General features: G+C 44.9%; 20 protein-coding genes. 16 read left to right on the top strand and 4 right to left on the bottom strand.

Translation table 11 applies throughout. From position 1 onward, the window contains the following. Positions 1-59 precede the first annotated feature (59 nt). The 6 genes from ACO08K_RS03650 to ACO08K_RS03625 all read left to right on the top strand — a co-directional run bounded on the left by ACO08K_RS03650 (position 60) and on the right by ACO08K_RS03625 (position 6834). On the top strand, positions 60-1355 hold the full coding sequence (locus tag ACO08K_RS03650) for an ABC transporter permease (protein WP_421795040.1): 1296 nt from the start codon (positions 60-62) through the stop codon (positions 1353-1355). Positions 1356-1395: 40 nt separating this feature from the next. After that, entirely contained in the window at positions 1396-2022 is a 627-nt protein-coding gene (locus ACO08K_RS03645; RefSeq protein ID WP_421795039.1) for a hypothetical protein, read from the top strand. 100 nt (positions 2023-2122) lie between these two features. Next, entirely contained in the window at positions 2123-3070 is a 948-nt protein-coding gene (locus tag ACO08K_RS03640; protein WP_421795038.1) for a magnesium transporter CorA family protein, read from the top strand. 446 nt (positions 3071-3516) lie between these two features. Beyond that, on the top strand, positions 3517-5331 hold the full coding sequence (locus ACO08K_RS03635; RefSeq protein ID WP_421795037.1) for a DUF6089 family protein: 1815 nt from the start codon (positions 3517-3519) through the stop codon (positions 5329-5331). Between the two features lie 30 nt (positions 5332-5361). Then, on the top strand, positions 5362-6081 hold the full coding sequence (locus tag ACO08K_RS03630; RefSeq protein ID WP_421795036.1) for a DUF6089 family protein: 720 nt from the start codon (positions 5362-5364) through the stop codon (positions 6079-6081). 33 nt (positions 6082-6114) lie between these two features. Next, on the top strand, positions 6115-6834 hold the full coding sequence (locus tag ACO08K_RS03625) for a porin family protein (protein ID WP_421795035.1): 720 nt from the start codon (positions 6115-6117) through the stop codon (positions 6832-6834). Between the two features lie 5 nt (positions 6835-6839). On the opposite strand, the gene ACO08K_RS03620 is transcribed toward ACO08K_RS03625, so the two are convergent. After that, a complete protein-coding gene (locus tag ACO08K_RS03620; RefSeq protein ID WP_421795034.1) occupies positions 6840-8708 on the bottom strand; it encodes an SUMF1/EgtB/PvdO family nonheme iron enzyme in 1869 nt (622 codons plus the stop codon). A 150-nt stretch (positions 8709-8858) separates the two neighbouring features. Between ACO08K_RS03620 and ACO08K_RS03615 the strand changes: the two genes are divergently transcribed. The 10 genes from ACO08K_RS03615 to ACO08K_RS03570 all read left to right on the top strand — a co-directional run bounded on the left by ACO08K_RS03615 (position 8859) and on the right by ACO08K_RS03570 (position 15728). After that, positions 8859-9428, top strand: coding sequence for a Crp/Fnr family transcriptional regulator (locus ACO08K_RS03615; RefSeq protein ID WP_421795033.1), 570 nt, complete (start codon positions 8859-8861; stop codon positions 9426-9428). A 151-nt stretch (positions 9429-9579) separates the two neighbouring features. Then, positions 9580-9996 carry a hypothetical protein gene (locus tag ACO08K_RS03610; RefSeq protein ID WP_421795032.1) on the top strand — a complete coding sequence of 139 codons (417 nt, stop codon included), beginning with the start codon at positions 9580-9582 and terminating at the stop codon, positions 9994-9996. A gap of 104 nt (positions 9997-10100) precedes the next feature. Further along, positions 10101-10646, top strand: coding sequence for a Crp/Fnr family transcriptional regulator (locus tag ACO08K_RS03605; protein ID WP_421795031.1), 546 nt, complete (start codon positions 10101-10103; stop codon positions 10644-10646). 76 nt (positions 10647-10722) lie between these two features. Further along, positions 10723-11529, top strand: coding sequence for an SDR family NAD(P)-dependent oxidoreductase (locus tag ACO08K_RS03600; RefSeq protein WP_421795030.1), 807 nt, complete (start codon positions 10723-10725; stop codon positions 11527-11529). Between the two features lie 88 nt (positions 11530-11617). After that, positions 11618-12487 (top strand): NmrA family NAD(P)-binding protein, encoded by an 870-nt coding sequence (locus tag ACO08K_RS03595; protein ID WP_421795029.1) that lies wholly within the window; start codon positions 11618-11620, stop codon positions 12485-12487. 3 nt (positions 12488-12490) lie between these two features. Then, entirely contained in the window at positions 12491-13375 is an 885-nt protein-coding gene (locus ACO08K_RS03590; RefSeq protein WP_421795028.1) for an AraC family transcriptional regulator, read from the top strand. Between the two features lie 82 nt (positions 13376-13457). Then, positions 13458-13811: a SnoaL-like domain-containing protein gene (locus ACO08K_RS03585; RefSeq protein ID WP_421795027.1), complete on the top strand. Its 354-nt coding sequence runs from the start codon at positions 13458-13460 to the stop codon at positions 13809-13811. Positions 13812-13822: 11 nt separating this feature from the next. Continuing rightward, positions 13823-14653: an oxidoreductase gene (locus tag ACO08K_RS03580; RefSeq protein WP_421795026.1), complete on the top strand. Its 831-nt coding sequence runs from the start codon at positions 13823-13825 to the stop codon at positions 14651-14653. Between the two features lie 13 nt (positions 14654-14666). After that, on the top strand, positions 14667-15200 hold the full coding sequence (locus ACO08K_RS03575) for a TetR/AcrR family transcriptional regulator (protein WP_421795025.1): 534 nt from the start codon (positions 14667-14669) through the stop codon (positions 15198-15200). Positions 15201-15296: 96 nt separating this feature from the next. Continuing rightward, on the top strand, positions 15297-15728 hold the full coding sequence (locus tag ACO08K_RS03570; RefSeq protein ID WP_421795024.1) for a hypothetical protein: 432 nt from the start codon (positions 15297-15299) through the stop codon (positions 15726-15728). Positions 15729-15755: 27 nt separating this feature from the next. Here ACO08K_RS03570 and ACO08K_RS03565 read toward each other — a convergent pair whose 3' ends face one another. From ACO08K_RS03565 to ACO08K_RS03555, 3 genes are all read right to left on the bottom strand, one after another. Next, positions 15756-15932: a hypothetical protein gene (locus tag ACO08K_RS03565; RefSeq protein ID WP_421795023.1), complete on the bottom strand. Its 177-nt coding sequence runs from the start codon at positions 15930-15932 to the stop codon at positions 15756-15758. A 60-nt stretch (positions 15933-15992) separates the two neighbouring features. Beyond that, positions 15993-16958, bottom strand: coding sequence for a sodium-dependent bicarbonate transport family permease (locus ACO08K_RS03560; protein WP_421795022.1), 966 nt, complete (start codon positions 16956-16958; stop codon positions 15993-15995). Between the two features lie 236 nt (positions 16959-17194). Continuing rightward, positions 17195-19435 carry a T9SS type A sorting domain-containing protein gene (locus tag ACO08K_RS03555; RefSeq protein WP_421795021.1) on the bottom strand — a complete coding sequence of 747 codons (2241 nt, stop codon included), beginning with the start codon at positions 19433-19435 and terminating at the stop codon, positions 17195-17197. Positions 19436-19464: the final 29 nt, after the last annotated feature.

Raw genomic sequence — 19464 nt, 5'->3', positions numbered from 1 at the left:
TCAACCCCTCAACTTCTCAACCCCTCAACTTCTCAACTAATACCCTTATCTTCGCCTCCATGAATTACTCCTTTTTTATCGCCAAAAAAGTAGCTGCCGAGGGAGAACAATCCTTTGCGCGGGTGATCATTCGGATCGCGGTTATTGCCATTGCGCTGAGTATCAGTGTGATGATTTGCGCTACTGCCCTGGTTTCGGGCTTTAAACGGGAAATCAGCAGTAAAATTTTTGGCTTTTGGGGGCATATCCACATTACCAATGCCAGTGTTTACGAGAATTTACTGGAGGAATCCTATGTGGATAAAAACCAGAATTTTTATCCTTCTTTGGATACCATTCGCCGGGTTGCCTTTCTCGAAAAACGCAATATCCTGGGGCGGGAGGTCAAAAGAAAACGCTACACCAACGGAGGAGTAAGACACATTCAAGTGTATGCTTTTAAAGGAGGCATCATCAAGGCCAAAGACGAAATCGAGGGGATATTTTTAAAAGGAGTAGGACAGGATTTTGATTGGCATTTTTTGAGCCAATACCTCGTGGCCGGTAAACCCATCAACACCAAGGATAGCACGGCTTCCAATGAAATCCTCATCTCCCGCACTACGGCTAATCGCCTCAAGGTTGGGGTAGGGGATGGCTTTCGGGTTCATTTTGTGCAAAATGGTGAACAACTCAAACGCAGCTTTAAAATTTGTGGCATTTACAAAACGGGTTTGGAGGAATACGACCGCCAATTCGCCCTGGTAGACATTCGCAAAATCCAGCAATTGCTCGGTTGGACTGAAGATCAAGTAGCAGGGTTCGAGGTCTTTCTTGACGACATCAACGACTTAAAGCCCCTTTCCGAAGACATTTATTACAACCATATCCCCAACGAACTTTATGCAGAAACCATCCGCCAAAAATTCCCGGGTATTTTTAACTGGCTGGATTTGCAAAACATCAACGAGGTGGTGATTCTTAGCTTGATGGTCATTGTAGCCATCATCAATATGATTACTGCCTTGATGATCCTTATTTTTGAGCGCACCAACATGATCGGGGTACTCAAAAGTATGGGCGCACGCAATTGGGGTATTCGTCGCATCTTCCTGTACTATGCTTCCTACATCATCCTCAATGGGTTGTTTTGGGGGAATTTGTTGGGGATTGCCTTGTGCCTCTTGCAAAAATATTTCAAATTCATTCGCCTGGATGAGGAAAACTACTACCTCTCTTATGCCCCGGTCCACTTCAACGTCTGGAGCATTATATTGCTGAATGTCGGCACATTGGTAATTACCTTGCTATTTTTGGTCATTCCTTCCTATTTGGTGAGTCGGATTAGTCCGGTCAAAGCGATTCGTTTTGATTAATGCCCCAATGCTCATGCACCCAAAAAACAAACCTTATGGCTTGCTTAGACTAAACTTGTGGTTTGGAACTTACCCACAACGGTTAGGCCGCTTATTCAAGCGTTCAAGCTTTCGACATCCAGCCGATTTTGCCTTTGTTTTGCTCGATTTGTTAGGTGTACTCGATTGCTTTGAGTTGATCAATGCAATGCTTTTAAAACGAAATACGCGTGGCTTGAGCGATGCAGAAAAATTTTCAGCCCGGATGGTCTTTGGCAATGCCATTCCTCTGGATCTCGTGCGCATTGATGAAAACGCCAGAATTGGAACGCGTAGCACGGGCATAGTATACGTTTCCGGCTTTACCATCAACAGTTGGGGAACTTTCTCCGAAGCTATCCTGATTCACGAGTTGGTGCATGTATGGCAGTATTGGCAGCAAGGTGCCGCTTACATCCCACGCGCACTGCGGGCACAACGCAGCGCCATGGGGTATAACTACGGCGGGCTTCCTGCTTTGCAAAAAGCTAAATACCTATCTGAATTCAACCTGGAGCAACAGGGGGATTTGGTCATGGATTATTTCCTGCTTTTGCAAGACCGTCCGGCTTCCTGGGCGCCCGAAGCTGGTGCCATCGACCTCCCTTTGTACGAAACCTTCGTAGACCAGATACGAAATGCAACATAATACCGTTTTTGAGGCGGATTTAGGAACAGATTTGTTAAGTTTGCGGGCGAATTGAGGAGTCGGGAAATAACCAGATTCTGGAACCCAAACGCCAAACGTTATGGTCAGATATTACCTCAAAGTGGATGGTCGATTGAAGGAGCTGGAGCAACCTGAAGCAGGCTGTTGGGTCAATATTACCCCCCCCTTCAACCAGGAAGAATTGGAAGAAGTGGCGCAAACCTTCGATTCCCCGCTCGAATTTTTTACCGACTCTCTGGACATCGACGAACGTTCGCGTTACGAAATCGAAGATGAGGTGCGACTCATTTTGGTCAATACCCCCGTTCTCAACCCAACGGAAGAAGAAAACGATGCCATCTACATCACAGTTCCCATTGGTATCATTTTGGCCGATGAGCACGTGATCACCATCACTTCCATCGAAAATCCGGTTTTGCAACGGTTTTTAGATGACAAGGTGAAAAATTTCGACCCCTCAGATTCCATTCAGTTTATTCTCCAAATTCTGGAGCAAAACGTATATCGTTTTTTGACTTGCCTCAAAAAGTTAGACCTCAAGCGCAACCTCATCGAACAGGAATTGTACCACTCCAGCCGGAACCGGGAGTTGAGACAATTGTTGAGCATCGAAAAAAGCCTGGTCTATTTTGTAAACTCGCTCAGTGCCAATGACTTGCTCAATATGAAGATGAAGCGCACTGATTTTTTGGCGATCCGGGATGATGAAGAAAAATTCGATCTTTTTGAAGGCATCATCATTGACAATGGCCAGGCCTTGGAAATGTCCAATGTATACAGCAATATCCTTAGTGGAACGATGGATACCTATGCGTCGATTATTTCAAATAACATGAACGTTACTATACACCGTCTGACACTCGTTACCATCTTTTTGGCCGTACCTACGCTGATAGCCAGTTTTTTCGGGATGAACGTACCCCTTCCGTTTCAAACCAGCCGTTTCGCGGTATATTTGATCATTGTCCTGGCCTTGGTCATCAGTTTGTTACTCGCCTTGTATTTTCAACGAAAACGCCTGTTTTAAAGCCAATTCTCTCCTGAGTTTTCCACATTTTATTTGAGTTATCCACATGTGGAAAAATAATTCAACCTTACAAATAATTGATTTTTAGTTAATTGAAAAAGTTTTCCACTTTGTGTGGATAACTATTTCTTACAAGTTTTTTTTGATGATGTTAATTTTACATAAAATCGAAAGGAAATAATTTTTCATTTTAAGATACAGGGATGCTGAAAAGAATCCCTCTTTGTTGCTTACTGGTACTGGGGTGAACCGTTAGATTAAGGTTCACCCTTTTTTTTTCTTGAATGTTATTTTTATCTTGCCACTATACCATAAATCTTAAAAAATCGTTAAAAAAAGCATACTTTTCCAGCTGACTCCATAATCTAATTGTCGTCGTCCAGGTTTACTTCAGTTATTATTAATTTCGAGGGCTCCTACACGAAGCTGCGAAAATGAGAGAAGGAATGAGAAACTACACCATTGCTTTACTGTGTTGCTTTTTGCCTTTTTGGCTCGCGGCACAGGTAAGGTGGGAAACTGGATTGTTACTGGGAGGCGCTGGATATCAAGGTGATCTTAACCCTGAGAATTATCCGCTGTTGAATGAGTTGAATCCAGCATATGGTGGGTTTTTTCGTTATTATTTGACTCCTTCATTTTCAACCAGATTGTGGGGCATGAGTACGCAGCTGAGTGGCAGTGACCGAAATTTTCCACTGGAAGCTCCTCATCGTTTGCGCGATTTTTCCTTTCGAAGCAAATTCACTGAATTCAGTTTCACCTTTGAATGGGACCCTTTTGGCAAGTCTCATTATCCTGAAAGCAAATACCGGTATCATCCCAAGGTTACGCCTTACTTTTTTGCAGGAATTGGTGTGGCCAGGTTCAAACCAGAAACCGATTATCAAGTCGACTTCAAAATCGATGAAAACATTGCTCCACCCATTTTGGCTGACGAAGCCAAAAGCCGAACTGTTCAGTTGCCGGTAGTGCCCTTTGGTGGCGGATTGCGTTTTGATTTGAGTAAATCCACAACTATTGCATTAGAAGGAGCATTTCGTTTTGCAGACAGTGATTACCTCGATGGGGTAAGTGCTACAGGAAACCCTAAAAGGAGGGATTGGTATGCGGCTGCTGGAATAAATTTGATTGTAAGGATGGGGGTACGCGACAGCGACGGAGATGGTTTTTTGGATAAAATTGACGCCTGCCCCAGGCTGAAAGGGGTAGAATCGGCCAAAGGTTGCCCGGATAGCGATGGTGATGGAGTAGAAGATGCAGAAGATGCTTGCCCGGAAGCCAAAGGCAACCCGATGAGTGGTGGGTGTCCGGATACAGATGGTGACGGCTTTATGGATTCGGCTGATCTTTGCCCCCGTGATTCTGGTATTGTCGAAACGGAGGGCTGCCCCGATCGAGACAACGACTGCATTGCGGACATCGACGATGCCTGCCCCGATTTGCCAGGGATGCCCGCATTTGGAGGTTGTCCTGATACCGATTGGGATGGGGTATCCGATAAGGACGATCCCTGCCCGGATGAGAAAGGCCTGCCCGGATCGAATGGTTGCCCAGAACCAGATACCGACTGTGATGGTTTGATTGATAAATTCGACCGCTGCCCCGAAGTAGCCGATACGACCAATCAATATGGTTGCCCGGACACGGACAAAGATGGGTTAATTGATCTGGATGACCGCTGTCCCGAGAAAGCGGGTCCTTTGACTTTTAAAGGTTGTCCTGATACGGACGGCGACGGGTTTCCCGATCCTGATGATCGTTGCCCTGAAATAGCCGATACCATTGCCACCCATTTTGGCTGCCCGGACACGGACAAAGATGGTATAATTGATTTGGATGACCGTTGCCCTGAGGTAGCTGGATTGTTAAAAAAATTGGGTTGCCCGGAACTGCGCAAAGAGGACCAGGCCGTACTTATACGAGCCCGCAACGAGGTAAGATTCAAGACCGGAAGTGCGATACTATTGCCCAGTTCCAAAAAAATCCTGGACAAGGTAGCTGCCTTGATGATGCGTTATCCTGCGTATCAATTGAACATTCAAGGACATACAGATAGCCAAGGAAAAGATGAATTTAATTTGAATTTGTCAAAAAAACGGGCCCAATCATGCTATGACTACTTGCTTTTACGTTCTATCGACGCTAAACGAATAGAGCATGAAGGATTCGGCGAAACAAAACCAATTGCGAGCAATAAAACTGCCCAAGGACGGGTGCTCAATCGCCGGGTTGAATTTTTATTGGATGTCAAGCAGTAGCAACCTGTTTTTTCCAAAAACTATTTAAGTATGAAAGAATCAGTACTTTTTCTGTGCTTGATCATGACTATGACCATGATCAAAGCGCAAACCGTGTGGGAAGGTGGCGTTTTTGCCGGGATGGCGGTTTACTCAGGAGATATTAACCCAACGCTTACTCCCCGCTTCAAGGATTTTACCCCAAGTTTGGGACTTATTGCCCGGACGAATGTGTCTAACCGCATTGGCTTTAGGGGCGGAATTACTTACCTTAAATTGCAGGGAGACGATGATAATTATGTAGGTCGTGAATCCCGGGATTTTGATTTCACCACCGATTTAGTGGAATTAAGTGTATTGGGCGAATGGGAGCCTTTTGGTTCCAATCGTTATTATACCGATGCAGCCGGGAATGTAAACATGGATAAACTGATCTCCCCTTACTTGTATGCAGGGGTTGGCTTGTTAGGCGGGGTGCTCAATACCAATTTCTCCAATTATACGGGAAATAGTGAAGACATAAAAGCGGGAATCCAGAAAGATCGAGCTTATGGCAATTCATTGCTCGGGGTAAGTATTCCCGTTGGTTTGGGGATGAAATTTGATATTTCGGAGGGCTTTACCGTGGCATTAGAGGGCTGCGTTCGAGCTAGTTTTTCAGATTACCTGGATGGGATCAGTTTCGCCGCCAGCCCTGATGCTAAAGATATTTACATGAATTTGGGGATCGTTGTATATCGCCGCTTTGGAAATCCTCGCCGCTGGAGATAATTTTTTCATAATTTGAAGCCAAATACCTTCAATATGAACACCACAAGAACTTATCTCCTGTTAGCCTTACTTAATTTAATGACAGTTTACGCATTCTCCCAAAAAGTCCGCATGGGCTTTTTGGGAGGAGCGAATTTCACCCTGGCGAACTACGATTTTCCAAAGGACATAACCATTGATAATGCGTACGTCAGCAGTTGGCAGGCCAATCCCGGCCCTGGTTTGTCTCTGGGTTTTGACATTGAATACGATTTAAGTGATAAATTATTTGCCTCTACCGGAATTGTGCTCAATCAATACAGCTTTAAAGCCATCAAAACAAATGATTACCTCAATCAAGAAACCATCCTAGAAAACAAGTACCAATTTGGCGTTTTTGAGCTTCAATTGCCATTGCTACTCCATTATCGAGTGGGCAAATTCAGTGCTGGTGTGGGCACCTTTGCTGCACTAGGGGTAGCTGGCAAGTTCACCTTCAAAAATGTGGAGAATGGCGATTTGGAAAACGATTACCACCAAGCATTGGTGTTCAATAAGGATGAAATGGAATACGCGGATTTTAGGCCAGTAAATGCAGGCTTGAGTGGAGAAATAGGGTACGGTGTCAAAAGATGGCGTCTTGCGGCCCACCTTGATCTGGGCCTGGTCAATCTTGCGCCCAAAGCCCCGTCCAACGACGTGGAGGTGCAAAAATATCCCTTGAAACGCTCCAGCCTGGGGATGACTTTTTTGTATCAGCCCTGGCCACGGTAAGTCATTTACTCTTCAATCAAACGCAATCCACTTTGTTCATCGCGGGCGTTGAGCTTTGCATCTACACGCGCAGTTACCTTGATCTTGTTTTTGGGGCTCACCCAGGAGCCACCGCGCAAGGGCTTTTTAGCCTCATTTTCAACTTTACAATTAAGCTGCGCAGGAAAACTCCCCTGGCACCATTCGCGTACATTGCCCCCCAAGTCATAAATATCCAGGTTATTGGGCTTCTTTAGCCCTACTTTATGGGTATGCTCCTTGATGGTGCTGAACCAGGCTACCTCACTGGCTTGTTTGCTGCCTGGATACTGGAATCCATGTGGATTTTTGCCGCCACGCGCAGCATATTCCCATTCTACCTCGTAGGGCAGGCGGTATCTTTTGCCTCTGGCTTTACTGGCCTTTTGCAGGAATTCCTGCACATCATTCCAGGAAACATTTTCAACCGGGCAATCTGCACAGCCTTTTTTAAAGGCGGGGTTTTTGCCCATAATTTCCAACCAATCGGTTTGGGTGATTTCGTATTTGCCCAGACGGAAGCTGTTGATTTGGATGGTATCAGTGGGACAGACCTTGTTGCCATAATGTTTTTCCAAGGGGAGTTTTCCTCCTTCCACCCTCACCATTGTGAAACCTGATTTGCGCACTTTGGTCGGATCACCTGGTTTGATCGGCCCCGGATCCAAAGGTTTGTTTTCCAAGGGTTTTACTGGCTTTTGACCGGCGTTTTTTATTTTAGGGACGGCCTTACTCTTATTTGCAGCGCCACTAGTTTTATTTTTTGCTGGATCGCTTGGTTTGACATTAATTGCTTTGTTGTTCAGCGCTGTTGCTGGAGTATCTTTTGGTGCAACAGGGGTATCGAGGACAACGTCGATGGTAGATTGATTGCTATCCCTCTTAGCTTGGTTGCTTTTTAGGGATGGATCTGTTTTTTCCTGTTTGGGTTCTTCAATGATTTTGGGCTTCCGATCAAACCAACCTAGCCGTGTACCCAAAGCCCAAATTCCCGCCGCAAACATAAAGAGGAGCAAGATAGAAGCGACCATGCTGTATTTGCCATTGACCACGGTAGCAATAAGCCCCCCTGTACGGCTTTCGGGCTCGGAAGAATACAAAAAAGTGTAGCCCGCACTCTGGAAACCTGCCGTGGCTTCTACATTTTCAAGGGGTTCAGCTACTACTTCGATGATTTCTTCCAGTACTATTTCCCGTTTGACGGGGCGATTGTGCAGGTATTCCTTGACGGCTACTACTAATAAAAGGGGCAAGGCACCAGTACGGATTGGTTTGACCTTGAATTGCCACTCGGTATAAGCGTGTTCTTCTAAAAATTGCTCCGCCGAATTGATGAGCTGGATGTTGAAAGCTGGGGCATCGTTGGGGTCTTTTAACTCCACCTCCATGATTTCAGATACCCGCACTGGTTTTAAAACCGTGTCCTTATTGAGGTCCAGGTTTTCAACAATTACTTCTTCGTTAAAGGCCAGGCGCACAATACAACGGTAGGCTTTTTCTGGGTCCAATTCCATCTTGCGTGGAATTTGGTAGAGTAGTGCTCCGGTTTTTCGTCCTCCCGCAGCGGCAGTAGTGTTGGGTACTTCAAAATCTTCGGTAGTAAGGTTGGTAACCAGGTTGAGGATGTCATCACTCAAGCGGTTGTAGGCAATTTCTAGCTGTTCCTGACTGAGAATCCCCTTGATGCGGTCTTTATTGATGCGGTTGAGCCGGGTTTCCAATTGAAAAACCAGGTTGTACTTTTCTGTTTGTTCGGGTAAGGCCTTTTTGAGCATAGTGATGGCCGAACTGAGTCCATCTTTGGCCAGACTTTCACGTAAGGTAGCTTGGAAGGTATCTAAGGCTTCGGGTTGCATTTAATACGGGTTGAATAGCAATAACGCCTAAAAAATGGGGTATTGCACCTTCAAAGATAAAAAAGTCGTGAAAGAAAACCGAAGGAGAAGGTTTAATCAAGTGTTTATTATCTTCACTATCTCGAATCTCCTTCATTCAAACCAATTCCTATGCTTGAGGTACTTCAGGAACACATTATCAAACGTTTGGGCAAAATCCCCGAACGCTTTGAAGAAGTAGCCAATGCGTTTGAACCTCTACACCCCAAACGAGGAACTTACCTGCTTCGAGAAGCTGAGGTTTGCAAGCATGTCTACTTCATTGTAGAAGGTTGTGTGCAGGTATTTGTCATCGATAAAAATGGCAATGAAGCCACCCGCGAGCTGTACACCGAAGAGCAGTGGGTGACGGATATTTTTGGATTCAAAAATCAACAAGCTTCCGAAGAATACATCAAATGTGTTGAACCCTGCCAATTACTTCGCATACATTATGATGCATTTCAACGCTTTTCGGTAGAGATTCCGGCCTTCGCACAGATTTATCAGCAGATTCTGGAGCTCTCCTACAGCAATACGGTGTACCGAGTAAATACCCTGACTTCTCTGGATGCACTCGATCGGATTAAATGGTTGATGGAAAACAAGCCCAAACTCATGACCCGCCTGTCCAGCAAACTAATCGCCTCTTATCTGGGCATCAGCCCCGAAACCATGACCCGCCTCAAAGGAAAGTTGTAAGGCCCAAAATCATTGACATTTATCAAGAGTCTTTGGAGTTCAATGCCGGAATTTTGTGTCATTGAATCACTAAATTGACACGGGATGAAAGAATTCGCAATGCGAATTACACCGAAATCCGTCCTATGTCACCCTTCGAAATTTAATCATCATGGATAAGTTATTGAGCATTGGCCGCTATTTATTCCCACTGTCGTTTTTGATGTACGTGGGCTTACACCTGGGTAAACCTGAAGTGGGTGCAAGTTTTGTACCCGACTATCTTCCTTTCCCACTGTTCTGGAATTATTTTACGATGGTTTGCATCGTCTTGTTCATCACTAGTGCCGTGATCGGCAAGTACGATAAACTGGCCTATACCCTCATGGCGCTTTATGTCATTTTAATGGCTGTTCTGGTGCACTTGCCACGGGCTAGTGGCCAGGAACTGGGTGCGGAAATGATGGCAGCTGATCTGGCCCGCGAAATGGAATTGGAAATGGTAAATTTTTTCCGCAACATCATGGTTACTGGAGCATTGCTGGGCTTTGCGCGGTATGTAGCCAAAGACAAGCGCATCATCGGTTGAGGAATTTTATTATTCTGTTGAAAGGGATCAAACCTTTTTGCCAAATTGCCATTTGATAAAAAAGGTTTGATCCAATGCTTCAATTGAAGAAAATACTGAAACAAATGATCCGCATTTCAGATGAAGAGCTTGAGGCGTTCTCAGGTTTGTGCTACAAAAAAGCATTCAAACGAAAAGCGCTGTTGAGTCAGGAAGCAAAATTCATCACGGAGGTGTATTTTATTGAAAAAGGCATCATTCGGGTTAAATTGGATGACCTTGGTGGTACTGAACACACCATTCATTTTGCCATCGAAAACCAGTTTATCGCCGATTACCGTGCTTTTTTGACCCAACAAAAATCAGCGTATCAGCTACAAGCCCTGGAGGATACCGAAACCATCGTAATACCCAAATCGGCCATTGATTGGGGTTATTCCAATCTGGAGCAAGGTGAAAAATTGGGCAGATTGATTGCCGAATACTACTTTGTTTATTTGGATTCCCGCATTCAATACCTTTATACTTTAAGCCCCAAAGAGCGTTATGATTTGATGAATGAAATTTTTCCTAACATTCACAATCGCGTTCCTCAACACATGATTGCCTCTTACCTGGGGATCACTCCCGTTCACTTGAGCAGGCTCAAAAGTCAAAGTTTGATTCCATAAAAAGCCTTAACATTTGTTATCGTTTTGTTTTTCTCCTACGGTTCATCTTTGCCATGAATTAAAATGGATACCCAAAATGGATCTTTCCAATACAGAAAAACAAAGGATTAAAACCCAATTCGGCGAATGGGCGATCGTAACGGGTGCATCTTCGGGAATTGGGTTGGAACTGGCAACACAGTTGGCCTCAGCTGGCTTCAACCTCATTCTCAATGCCAGAAATGAAGAGCGTTTGCTTAAGGTTGCACAGCAACTACAAAGCCACAAGATTGAGATTAAATCGGTGGTTGCCGATCTGTCGGACAAAGATGGCGTGGAAAAAATCATTCAGTCTACCCAAGGATTGAAGGTCGGCTTACTCATCAACAATGCAGGCTATGGAACTTCCGGCTTGTTTGTGGATGCTTCACTGGATTCGGAAATCAACATGCTGCGAGTAAACTGTGAGGCGGTGCTTGCCCTTACCCATTATTTTGCGCAACAGTTTAAGGAACAGGGGAGGGGAGGAATCATTTTCTTGAGCTCTTTGGTCGCCTTTCAGGGAGTGCCCTATGCTGCCAATTACGCCGCATCCAAGGCTTACATTCAATCATTTTCGGAAGCCCTGGCCGTGGAGTTGAAGGCATTTGGCGTGGATGTGTTGGCTGCTGCGCCTGGACCTGTTCAGAGTGGATTTGGGCAAAGGGCCAATATGAAAATGGACAATGCCATGGCCGCAGATCGACTGGGCGTTCCTATACTCAGGGCCCTGGGTAAACAAAGCAAGGTGGTTCCAGGGTTGCTTTCAAAAGTATTGACTTATGCCTTGCGCACAGTGCCGCGTTTTATAAAGGTGAAAATTATGGAAAAGGTCATGAGCGGGTTTACGCAACACCAAAGGTAGGGAACGGTGTAGCTGATATTTTCCACCATTTTTTTAGTAGCTTGTGGCAATGCTAAATGACAACCCAAACGAAAATACCTCCATAAAAATGACAAAAGTTTTAATTACAGGGGCTACCGGAAATGTAGGAACCGTGGTAATCGATGCTTTAAGCAAACTGCAGCACAACCTTGACCTATATGCTGGAGTAAGGGATATAAATGAAGACAAAAATAAATTTGCCAACTACACCATTCAATTTTCACAGTTTGACTTTACCGATTTCAAATCATACCAACAGGCTCTAGCGGGTTTCGACATCTTATTTTTACTTAGACCACCCCAAATTTCAGAAGTAGAAAAATATTTTAAACCAATCGTGGATACTTGCAAAAATGAAGGGGTAAAGCACATTGTTTTTTTATCCGTTCAGGGCGTAGAGCACAGTAAAATTATCCCGCATCACAAAATTGAAAAGCTTTTGGTGGAAAGTAAAATACCGTACACCTTTTTGCGACCTGCGTATTTCATGCAAAACTTTACCACCACTTTGCGTAATGACTTAATACAGCACCAACAAATTTGTTTACCTGCTGGTCGTGCCAAGTTTACACTCATTGATGTGCGGGATATCGGTGAGGTTGCCGCTAAAATTTTGATCAATATTTCCGCGCACATCAATCAATCCTATGATTTAACTTGTAAAGAAAGTTTGACTTTTTCGGAAATGGCTGAAGCCTTAAGTCGTAAATTAGAGATTAATATTCGGTTTAAATCTCCCAATCTCATTAGTTTCTTCTTGACAAAAAGAAAAGAAAAAATGCCGACGATGTTGATTCTGGTAATGATCATGCTACACTACTTTCCACGGTTTCAGAAAGAACCTTCCATAACAGATTGGGTGGAGAAAATCACCGGTAGAGCTCCGACAAGTTTTGAGCAATTTATCCATGATCACAAAAAATCATTGACTGTGTGAATCATGAAAGACATTTTTCAAATGTACAACATTGGCCATTTTATCAACCAGCCGCATAACCCGACTGAGTTTGAAATCCTGCGCTTTGACGAAATGGCTGAACCCAACGTGGACGACTTTCACAAACACAGCTTCTATGAAATACTCTGGACGGAAAAAGGCAAAAGCAAACAAATCATTGACTATAACGAATACGAAGTAAAACCCAATAGCTTGTTTTTTATTTCACCCAACCAGGTGCATCATTTTGAAGAATGGAAACCACTTTCCGGTGGAACCATCTTGTTTACAGAAGATTTTTATCTCCTCAACCGAAGCAACCAAGACACCTTATTCGAACTGAGTTTTTTAGACAACCTGTATGCAAATCCTTGTATTGCTTTTACCAAAAAATCGTTTGCTGAGGTATCCAAGCTCATTTATCAAATTGAAGCTGAACAAAAACGCAAAGACCGCAATACAAGCATCATTCAGGCCTACTTGCATATCTTACTTGCCCAAGTTCAGCGACACATCGACACCACCAATCCTAACATAGTTTCCAAAAAATACCTGATCCAGTTTAAGCAATTCAAACAAGTACTAGAAGATCACTTTTGGGAAAACAAAACCGCAAATTATTATGCCGAACAGTTGCACATTACTCAGCACCACCTCAACCTGATTTGCAAAGCAATCACCAACAACACCGCGACCGATATCATCAGGTCCAGAAGCATTCTTGAAGCCAAACGGCTATTGACTTTTACCGACAAAACCATCGCTGAAATTGCTTTTGAATTGAATTTTACTGACAGTTCATACTTTGCTAAAACCTTCAAATCTTTTACAAACCATACGCCACAGGAATTTAAAACCAAAATGTCCGAAAAATACCGAACAAGGTAGTTTCTGTCATAACCCTCAAGCTTCACATCGCCGCACCTTTGCCCTGTCAATAATGACAAACTAATTTTAAACCATTCTGGCAATGACAGAGGCACAAATTCAAAGTTCAGTAGAAGAAATTGTAGCCCTTGCCCTTTCGGGTCAGGGGCTGGAAGCTTGGCAAAAGTTTTACCACCAGGACGTAGAAAAAATTGATTTAGATGGCATCAGCATTCAGGGCAAAGAGAAGGTCATCGCAGCCAATCAAACCTTGCTGGGTAACATTACCGAAGTAAGAACTTTTACCAATGCTGGTACGGTGGTAAAAGGAAATCGTAGCTTTATTGTTTGGGATGTGGATTTTGATGTAAAAGACCTGGGTACCATCAGCACAGTCGAAATTTGTATTCAAGATTGGCAAGATGGTCAGATCATTAAAGAACGTTTCTTTGCCTAAATCTAAGGGACATGACACAGAAAACTTGGTTGATCACCGGTGTTTCCAGTGGTTTGGGTCAGGCTTTGGCCCAAACCGTTATTGAACGTGGCGATAGGGTCATTGGCACCTTTCGACAGCAGGCACAAATTGATGCTTTTAATGATTTGTATCCAAATAAGGCCATTGGAATCAAACTTGACTTGACCAATCCAGGGAGCATTCAGCATGCTTTTGAATTTGTAAACTCAACATTTGGCGCACTCGATGTATTGGTGAACAATGCCGGACTGGGATTTGCGGGGGCAATCGAAGAAACGAGCAACGAAGAAACAAGAGCGGTTTTTGAAGCAAATTTCTTTGGAGTAATAAATCTCACCAAGACTTTTCTCCCCCTGTTTCGCCAACAAAAAAGTGGGCACATCATTCAAATCTCTTCGCACGGAGGTTTTAAAGCATTTGCAGGATTTGGAATTTACAACGCCAGCAAGTTTGCCCTGGAAGGATTTAGCGAGGCCCTGGCTCAGGAAATTGAACCGCTTGGCATCAAACTGACCATTGTTGAGCCCGGGCCTTTCCGGACTAATTTTGCTGGCAGTAGTCTCAAATTTGCGGAACAAACCATCGATGATTATCTTGCAACCGCAGGGGCGTTTAAAGAGAAGTTGAAAAGTGTCAACGGCCTGCAGGAAGGCGATCCAAACAAAGCAGCTACAGCCATTTACAACATGACTACGATGGAAAAACCGCCTTTGCGGCTGCCCCTTGGGAAGGTTGCGTTGCACTCCTTGACAAGCAAATTAGCAAGTGTACAAACGGACCTCGATAATTATCGCAGTGTTGCCGAAAGTGTAGTGTATTAGCAAACAAAAGCCTATGACCGAAAACAAAGACACCTGGATCAAAACAGGGTACGAAATTTTTGCCTTATCTGGTGAAAATGGACTAAAAGTGGAAGCACTTGCTAAAAAAGTAGGCATTAGCAAGTCTTCCTTTTACCACCATTTTGCTGACCTGGAAATTTTTGTAGAATATCTTTTGAAATTTCATTTGCAGCAGTCCGAAGTAATGGCGGCCAAAGAAAAAAATGCCAAAAACATCGACCCTGAATTGATCACTATTTTGGTAGAGCACAAGATGGACTTATTGTTTAACCGTCAGTTGCGGATCAATCAACAACAGCAACACTACAAAGAAACACTGCACAAATCCAATCAGATCATTGGAAACGAATTTGTCAAACTTTGGGCAAAAGACTTGAACCTCAACCTCAGTCAAGGGCAGTTAGAAAGTTTATTTGAATTGGCTTTGGAGAATTTTTACCTGCAAATCAACGCTGAAAACCTCAATCCTCTATGGCTATCCGCCTATTTCAGCAACCTGAAACGGATTGCCCGAAATTTCGTTTAGTATGACGCAAAATTTTCAGCGTTACTTAGCCCATTGTACGGTAGCGTCTACAATTGCCCGGCAGCGGCCATTACTTTTGCTCAAAATCACCATTAAATGAGCAATCTAATGACCCAACAAGCGCACAAATCGTATCTGAAAATCACCGCTTTTGTGATCGCTTCATTTGGCCCCATCTTCTTTTTAGGCACTATGTTGGCCACTTCGGAGCCAGCCAGATGGACGCTTGATTTTTTAAGTTTTCCGGTAGATGGCGTACAAAATTACGAAGCAGCCACCACCCGGTTTCTTTCTGCACTTACGGGTGGTTTCCTACTCGGCTGGGGGGTATGCGTTTGGTGTTTGCAAAAATGGGTGTACGACCTCGCCCCCGAAGGCGTGAGGAAAGCGGTACTAAGTGGGCTTTTGGCCTGGTTTATTTTGGACAGTTCCGGGTCAATCGCTTCGGGCAATGCCTCCAATGCTGTTTTTAACGTGATTGTGCTCTTTCTTGCAGTTGGTCCACTTTGGAGACCTGCCAAAGCCTAAATTGTCTTCCAACAAAAGAGGATGGCACTATTTACGTTGATCGGTTATCCCTGACTTCTGCAAAAAGCCAAAAATACCCATCCCTATGAGTAAGGCCATTGCTTTAAAAAACTCGGCGGCAATCAGATTGGAGGTACCTAGTGCAAGAGCAATGCTGTACAATGCCAGCAAAATACCACTCAATGAAATCAGATACATGTTCATAATAATTGTGTTTAAAATTTGGCAGGGTAAAGCCTGAAATTATTTTTTAAGGCTCTTGATTCAGGCTTGTACAACCATAAAATACAAGGGCATACCAATGGTAATGTTGAAAGGAAAAGTTACGCCCAGTGCCATGGGTACATATAGCCCAGGATCAGCCTTGGGTGCAGCCAATTGCATGGCAGCAGGAACGGCTATGTACGAGGCACTGGCCGCCAGGATGGCAAAGATGAAACGGTTACCCGGATCATGGGTCATCCATTGACTCAGGTAGGCCACCACACAACCGTTTATGGCAGGGATGATAATGGCAAAAAGGGTAACAAACCAACCATATCGCCAGAAGGTAGCAAAACGTTTGGCGGTTACAATCCCCATTTCTAAAAGAAACAAGGCCAGAAATCCTTTAAAAATATCGGTGGTGAATGGTTTGATGCCTTCGGCTTGTTTGGTGTCGGCGATGAGCCCAATGATCAAACTTCCCAGTATCATCAGCACACTGCCATTGGTAAAGGAATGTTTGAGCAATTTGCCCAAACTTATCTTCTCCGAGCCTTCACTTGTTTTATCAAATTGCATCATCAAAATGACCCCCACGATGATGGCAGGCGACTCCATGAGTGCCATCACTGCTACCATATGTCCCCCCGAGGTGAGTTTTTCCATTTCCAAAAAAGAGACTGCTGCTACAAAGGTGACTGCACTTACCGAGCCGTAGGACGCCGCGACAGCACCAGCATCGCTGACACTGAGTTTCCTCTTCAGGATAAAAAAGGTGTACAGGGGAATGATAGCGGCCAAGGCCAACCCAAATAAGAGGGAGTAAACAATCTCGGCATTAAATCCACTGTGCGCCAGCTCCTGACCTCCCTTGAAGCCAATGGAAAAAAGCAAGTAAAGGGAGATGAATCGGCTCGAAGAGGCGGGTATTTCCAGGTCGCTCTTTAAGCATGCGGAAATGATGCCCAGTACAAAAAATAGCAAAGTTGGATTGGTGAGATTGCTGATTAAAATTTGAAATTCCATGCTGTTTTGTGTTTATACCCAGGGTGAAATATGCTTACCCTGATGGGTTAAAATTTGGCAGCGCAAAAATGAAAGGCTTATTTCATTTGTTTTTATTTATGTTTTAAATGGAAATTATAAGATTTTTTTATAAATATGGTTTCCCATTTCCCTCAAAACAAGAGTGTCCTGTTCTCAATGCAAATTGAAAACAGGACACTTCTTTTTACTACCGCTTGAATTTATTCTATGGGCTCTTATTGCTTACTGAATTTCAGCATCTCACCCGCCTGTCCCTCGGTAGAAACCCGCAGATAATACATTCCGGCCGGAAGGGTATGGATGTCTAATTCGGCTTGTGTACTGCCAGCCTCCAGATTTTGACGCTGGGTGATTTTGCCATTCAAATCCAACACCTCAAGGGTGATTTTACCGGTGCCCAGCTTATCGCCCAATTGAACATTCAGTAAATCCTGGGTTGGATTGGGGAAGATCGTCGAGCTTTGCAAAGTACCCACCGCATTGCTACCACAACGTCTTACGGTAAAGGCGGCTCCAGCTACGTCCAGCCCAGCACAGATGCTACCTCCACCTTGTACCAATAGGCTGTTTACATCAAACCCGGTCGTTTGACCCGGTTTCACGATGCTCAAATCCAGTGTAGCTGGATTGTACACCAGGGTGTGGATGCGGTATTTCCCTTCGCGGTTTACAAAAAACTCTGGGTTGTTGGTATTTACCGCCCGAATGATCAGACTATCTCCTTCGGTCAATACCCACAAGGAACGGTAGCCGCTAGGGCCGCTGGGCTGGTGCAGAATACTCGCCTTGAGCCTTACAGGGCGAATGCCACTCAGACAAGTATTTGGTTGAGGTATAATACGACCGATGTTGACCTGACATGGGCAATTTTTTACATTGAAGCTCGCTCCCGCTACATCCAGCGCTGCACAAATGCTGCCTCCACCTTGGATCAGCAAACCGTTGACATCTACCCCAGTAGTCTGACCAAATTTGACGATGCCCAAATCCAGGGTTGAGGTGTTGTACACCAGGGTATGAATGGTGAATCGCCCCGTATCCCGTACCGTAAACAGCGGCAGGTTGTTTGCCTGCTGAATCACCAGGTTGTTGCCCGAAGTCAACACGTACAACAAGCGGTAACCCGTGGGTACCGTTGGCAACTGTCGAATGCTGGCCGCAAGTACTGCCTGTCCGCCTTGCAAGCAAGCTGAGCTGCTGAGGGCACGCAAACTACCCGCCTCGGCTTTGCAGCAAACTGCAGTGGATACCTCAAATTTCGCACCTGCTACATCGAGTGAAGCACAAATTTTGCCACCGCCCTGACGCAACAGTGAATTAACATCGAATCCGGTGGTTACCCCGGGGCGTACAATCCCCAAATTGAGGGTAGCTGGATTGTATACCAACGTATGAATGGTGTACTTGCCAGCAGCATTTACGGTGAAATTGGGGCTAGCTCCTGCTCCGACGATCACCAAACTGTCACTCCGCGTAAGCACATAGGCTACTTGATAGCCTGCTGGTACAACCGGACGAGCTCCCTGTACCGCTCTAAGGTTGGCCGAACCGGATTGCAAGCAACCATCGGTCAATGGGCGTAAGGTTCCAGCATTGGCAGTGCATGGACAAATTTCAACGTTAAATTTCGCTCCAGCTACGTCCAGGGCAGCACAAATGCTACCTCCTCCTTGCCGCAACAAACCGTTGACTGTAACACCTGTAGTGACACCAAGCTGCACAATTCCCAGGTTCAAGGTGGCTGGATTATATACCAAGGTATGGATGGTGTATTTCCCCGGAGCAGTGACTTTGAACTCTGGTTTTGCACCAGCATTGATGATGACCAGGCTGTCTCCACGCGTCAGCACATAAACTACCTGGAAGCTATCGGGTACTACGGGGGCAGTGGCTACAGTCGCCCGCAAAGTAAGGGTATCCCCATCCAGGCAGGCGCGGGTTTCTGGGCGTAAGGTTCCAGCACTGGCAAAACAGGGTGCCTCGCAAGCGCTAAAGCTGAACTTGGCTCCAGTTACATCCAGGGCTGCACAAATGTTGCCGCCGCCCTGGATGAGTAAGCCATTGACGTCAAAACCCGTAGTTATGCCGGGCTTGACAATGCTCAAATCCAGGGTACTGGGATTGTACACTAGAGTGTGAATGGTGTAATTGGCATCAGGGGTTACGCGGAAATAGGGAAAGCGGCTCACGCCCTGAATGACCAGGCTGTCTCCTTTGGTCAATACATAAAGTACTTGAAATCCGGTGGGTACACTGGGCGCTACTACTTGGGTAGCCTGCACACTGTTGCTGGTGCCGATTTGACACATTTTGAGGTCACCCAAACGGCCTACACTTGCGCGGCAACTGTTTTGGGCCTGGGCTGAGGTAACAATACTAAAACTGAAGAGGGTTAAAAAAAGGCTGTAGGCAAAGCTCCGCCAGCCTCTTGAATTGAGGTGAACTTTCTGATTCATAATGGTTTCGGTTTTTAGAAATCTGCTTT

The organism is Haliscomenobacter sp. (genome assembly GCF_965225875.1).
GTDB lineage: Bacteria > Bacteroidota > Bacteroidia > Chitinophagales > Saprospiraceae > Haliscomenobacter.
This window is presented reverse-complemented; position numbering and strand designations above follow the sequence as displayed.

What these genes read in the sequence shown, in the direction of transcription:
- ACO08K_RS03615 (WP_421795033.1), top strand. Translation starts at nt 8,859, where the DNA reads ATGCTTGAGGTACTTCAGGAACACATTATCAAACGTTTGGGCAAAATC.
- ACO08K_RS03610 (WP_421795032.1), top strand. Translation starts at nt 9,580, where the DNA reads ATGGATAAGTTATTGAGCATTGGCCGCTATTTATTCCCACTGTCGTTT.
- ACO08K_RS03630 (WP_421795036.1), top strand. Translation starts at nt 5,362, where the DNA reads ATGAAAGAATCAGTACTTTTTCTGTGCTTGATCATGACTATGACCATG.
- ACO08K_RS03580 (WP_421795026.1), top strand. Translation starts at nt 13,823, where the DNA reads ATGACACAGAAAACTTGGTTGATCACCGGTGTTTCCAGTGGTTTGGGT.
- ACO08K_RS03565 (WP_421795023.1), bottom strand. Translation starts at nt 15,932, where the DNA reads ATGAACATGTATCTGATTTCATTGAGTGGTATTTTGCTGGCATTGTAC.
- ACO08K_RS03605 (WP_421795031.1), top strand. Translation starts at nt 10,101, where the DNA reads ATGATCCGCATTTCAGATGAAGAGCTTGAGGCGTTCTCAGGTTTGTGC.
- ACO08K_RS03640 (WP_421795038.1), top strand. Translation starts at nt 2,123, where the DNA reads ATGGTCAGATATTACCTCAAAGTGGATGGTCGATTGAAGGAGCTGGAG.
- ACO08K_RS03560 (WP_421795022.1), bottom strand. Translation starts at nt 16,958, where the DNA reads ATGGAATTTCAAATTTTAATCAGCAATCTCACCAATCCAACTTTGCTA.
- ACO08K_RS03590 (WP_421795028.1), top strand. Translation starts at nt 12,491, where the DNA reads ATGAAAGACATTTTTCAAATGTACAACATTGGCCATTTTATCAACCAG.
- ACO08K_RS03600 (WP_421795030.1), top strand. Translation starts at nt 10,723, where the DNA reads ATGGATCTTTCCAATACAGAAAAACAAAGGATTAAAACCCAATTCGGC.
- ACO08K_RS03575 (WP_421795025.1), top strand. Translation starts at nt 14,667, where the DNA reads ATGACCGAAAACAAAGACACCTGGATCAAAACAGGGTACGAAATTTTT.
- ACO08K_RS03650 (WP_421795040.1), top strand. Translation starts at nt 60, where the DNA reads ATGAATTACTCCTTTTTTATCGCCAAAAAAGTAGCTGCCGAGGGAGAA.
- ACO08K_RS03555 (WP_421795021.1), bottom strand. Translation starts at nt 19,435, where the DNA reads ATGAATCAGAAAGTTCACCTCAATTCAAGAGGCTGGCGGAGCTTTGCC.
- ACO08K_RS03625 (WP_421795035.1), top strand. Translation starts at nt 6,115, where the DNA reads ATGAACACCACAAGAACTTATCTCCTGTTAGCCTTACTTAATTTAATG.
- ACO08K_RS03595 (WP_421795029.1), top strand. Translation starts at nt 11,618, where the DNA reads ATGACAAAAGTTTTAATTACAGGGGCTACCGGAAATGTAGGAACCGTG.
- ACO08K_RS03635 (WP_421795037.1), top strand. Translation starts at nt 3,517, where the DNA reads ATGAGAAACTACACCATTGCTTTACTGTGTTGCTTTTTGCCTTTTTGG.
- ACO08K_RS03620 (WP_421795034.1), bottom strand. Translation starts at nt 8,708, where the DNA reads ATGCAACCCGAAGCCTTAGATACCTTCCAAGCTACCTTACGTGAAAGT.
- ACO08K_RS03570 (WP_421795024.1), top strand. Translation starts at nt 15,297, where the DNA reads ATGAGCAATCTAATGACCCAACAAGCGCACAAATCGTATCTGAAAATC.
- ACO08K_RS03585 (WP_421795027.1), top strand. Translation starts at nt 13,458, where the DNA reads ATGACAGAGGCACAAATTCAAAGTTCAGTAGAAGAAATTGTAGCCCTT.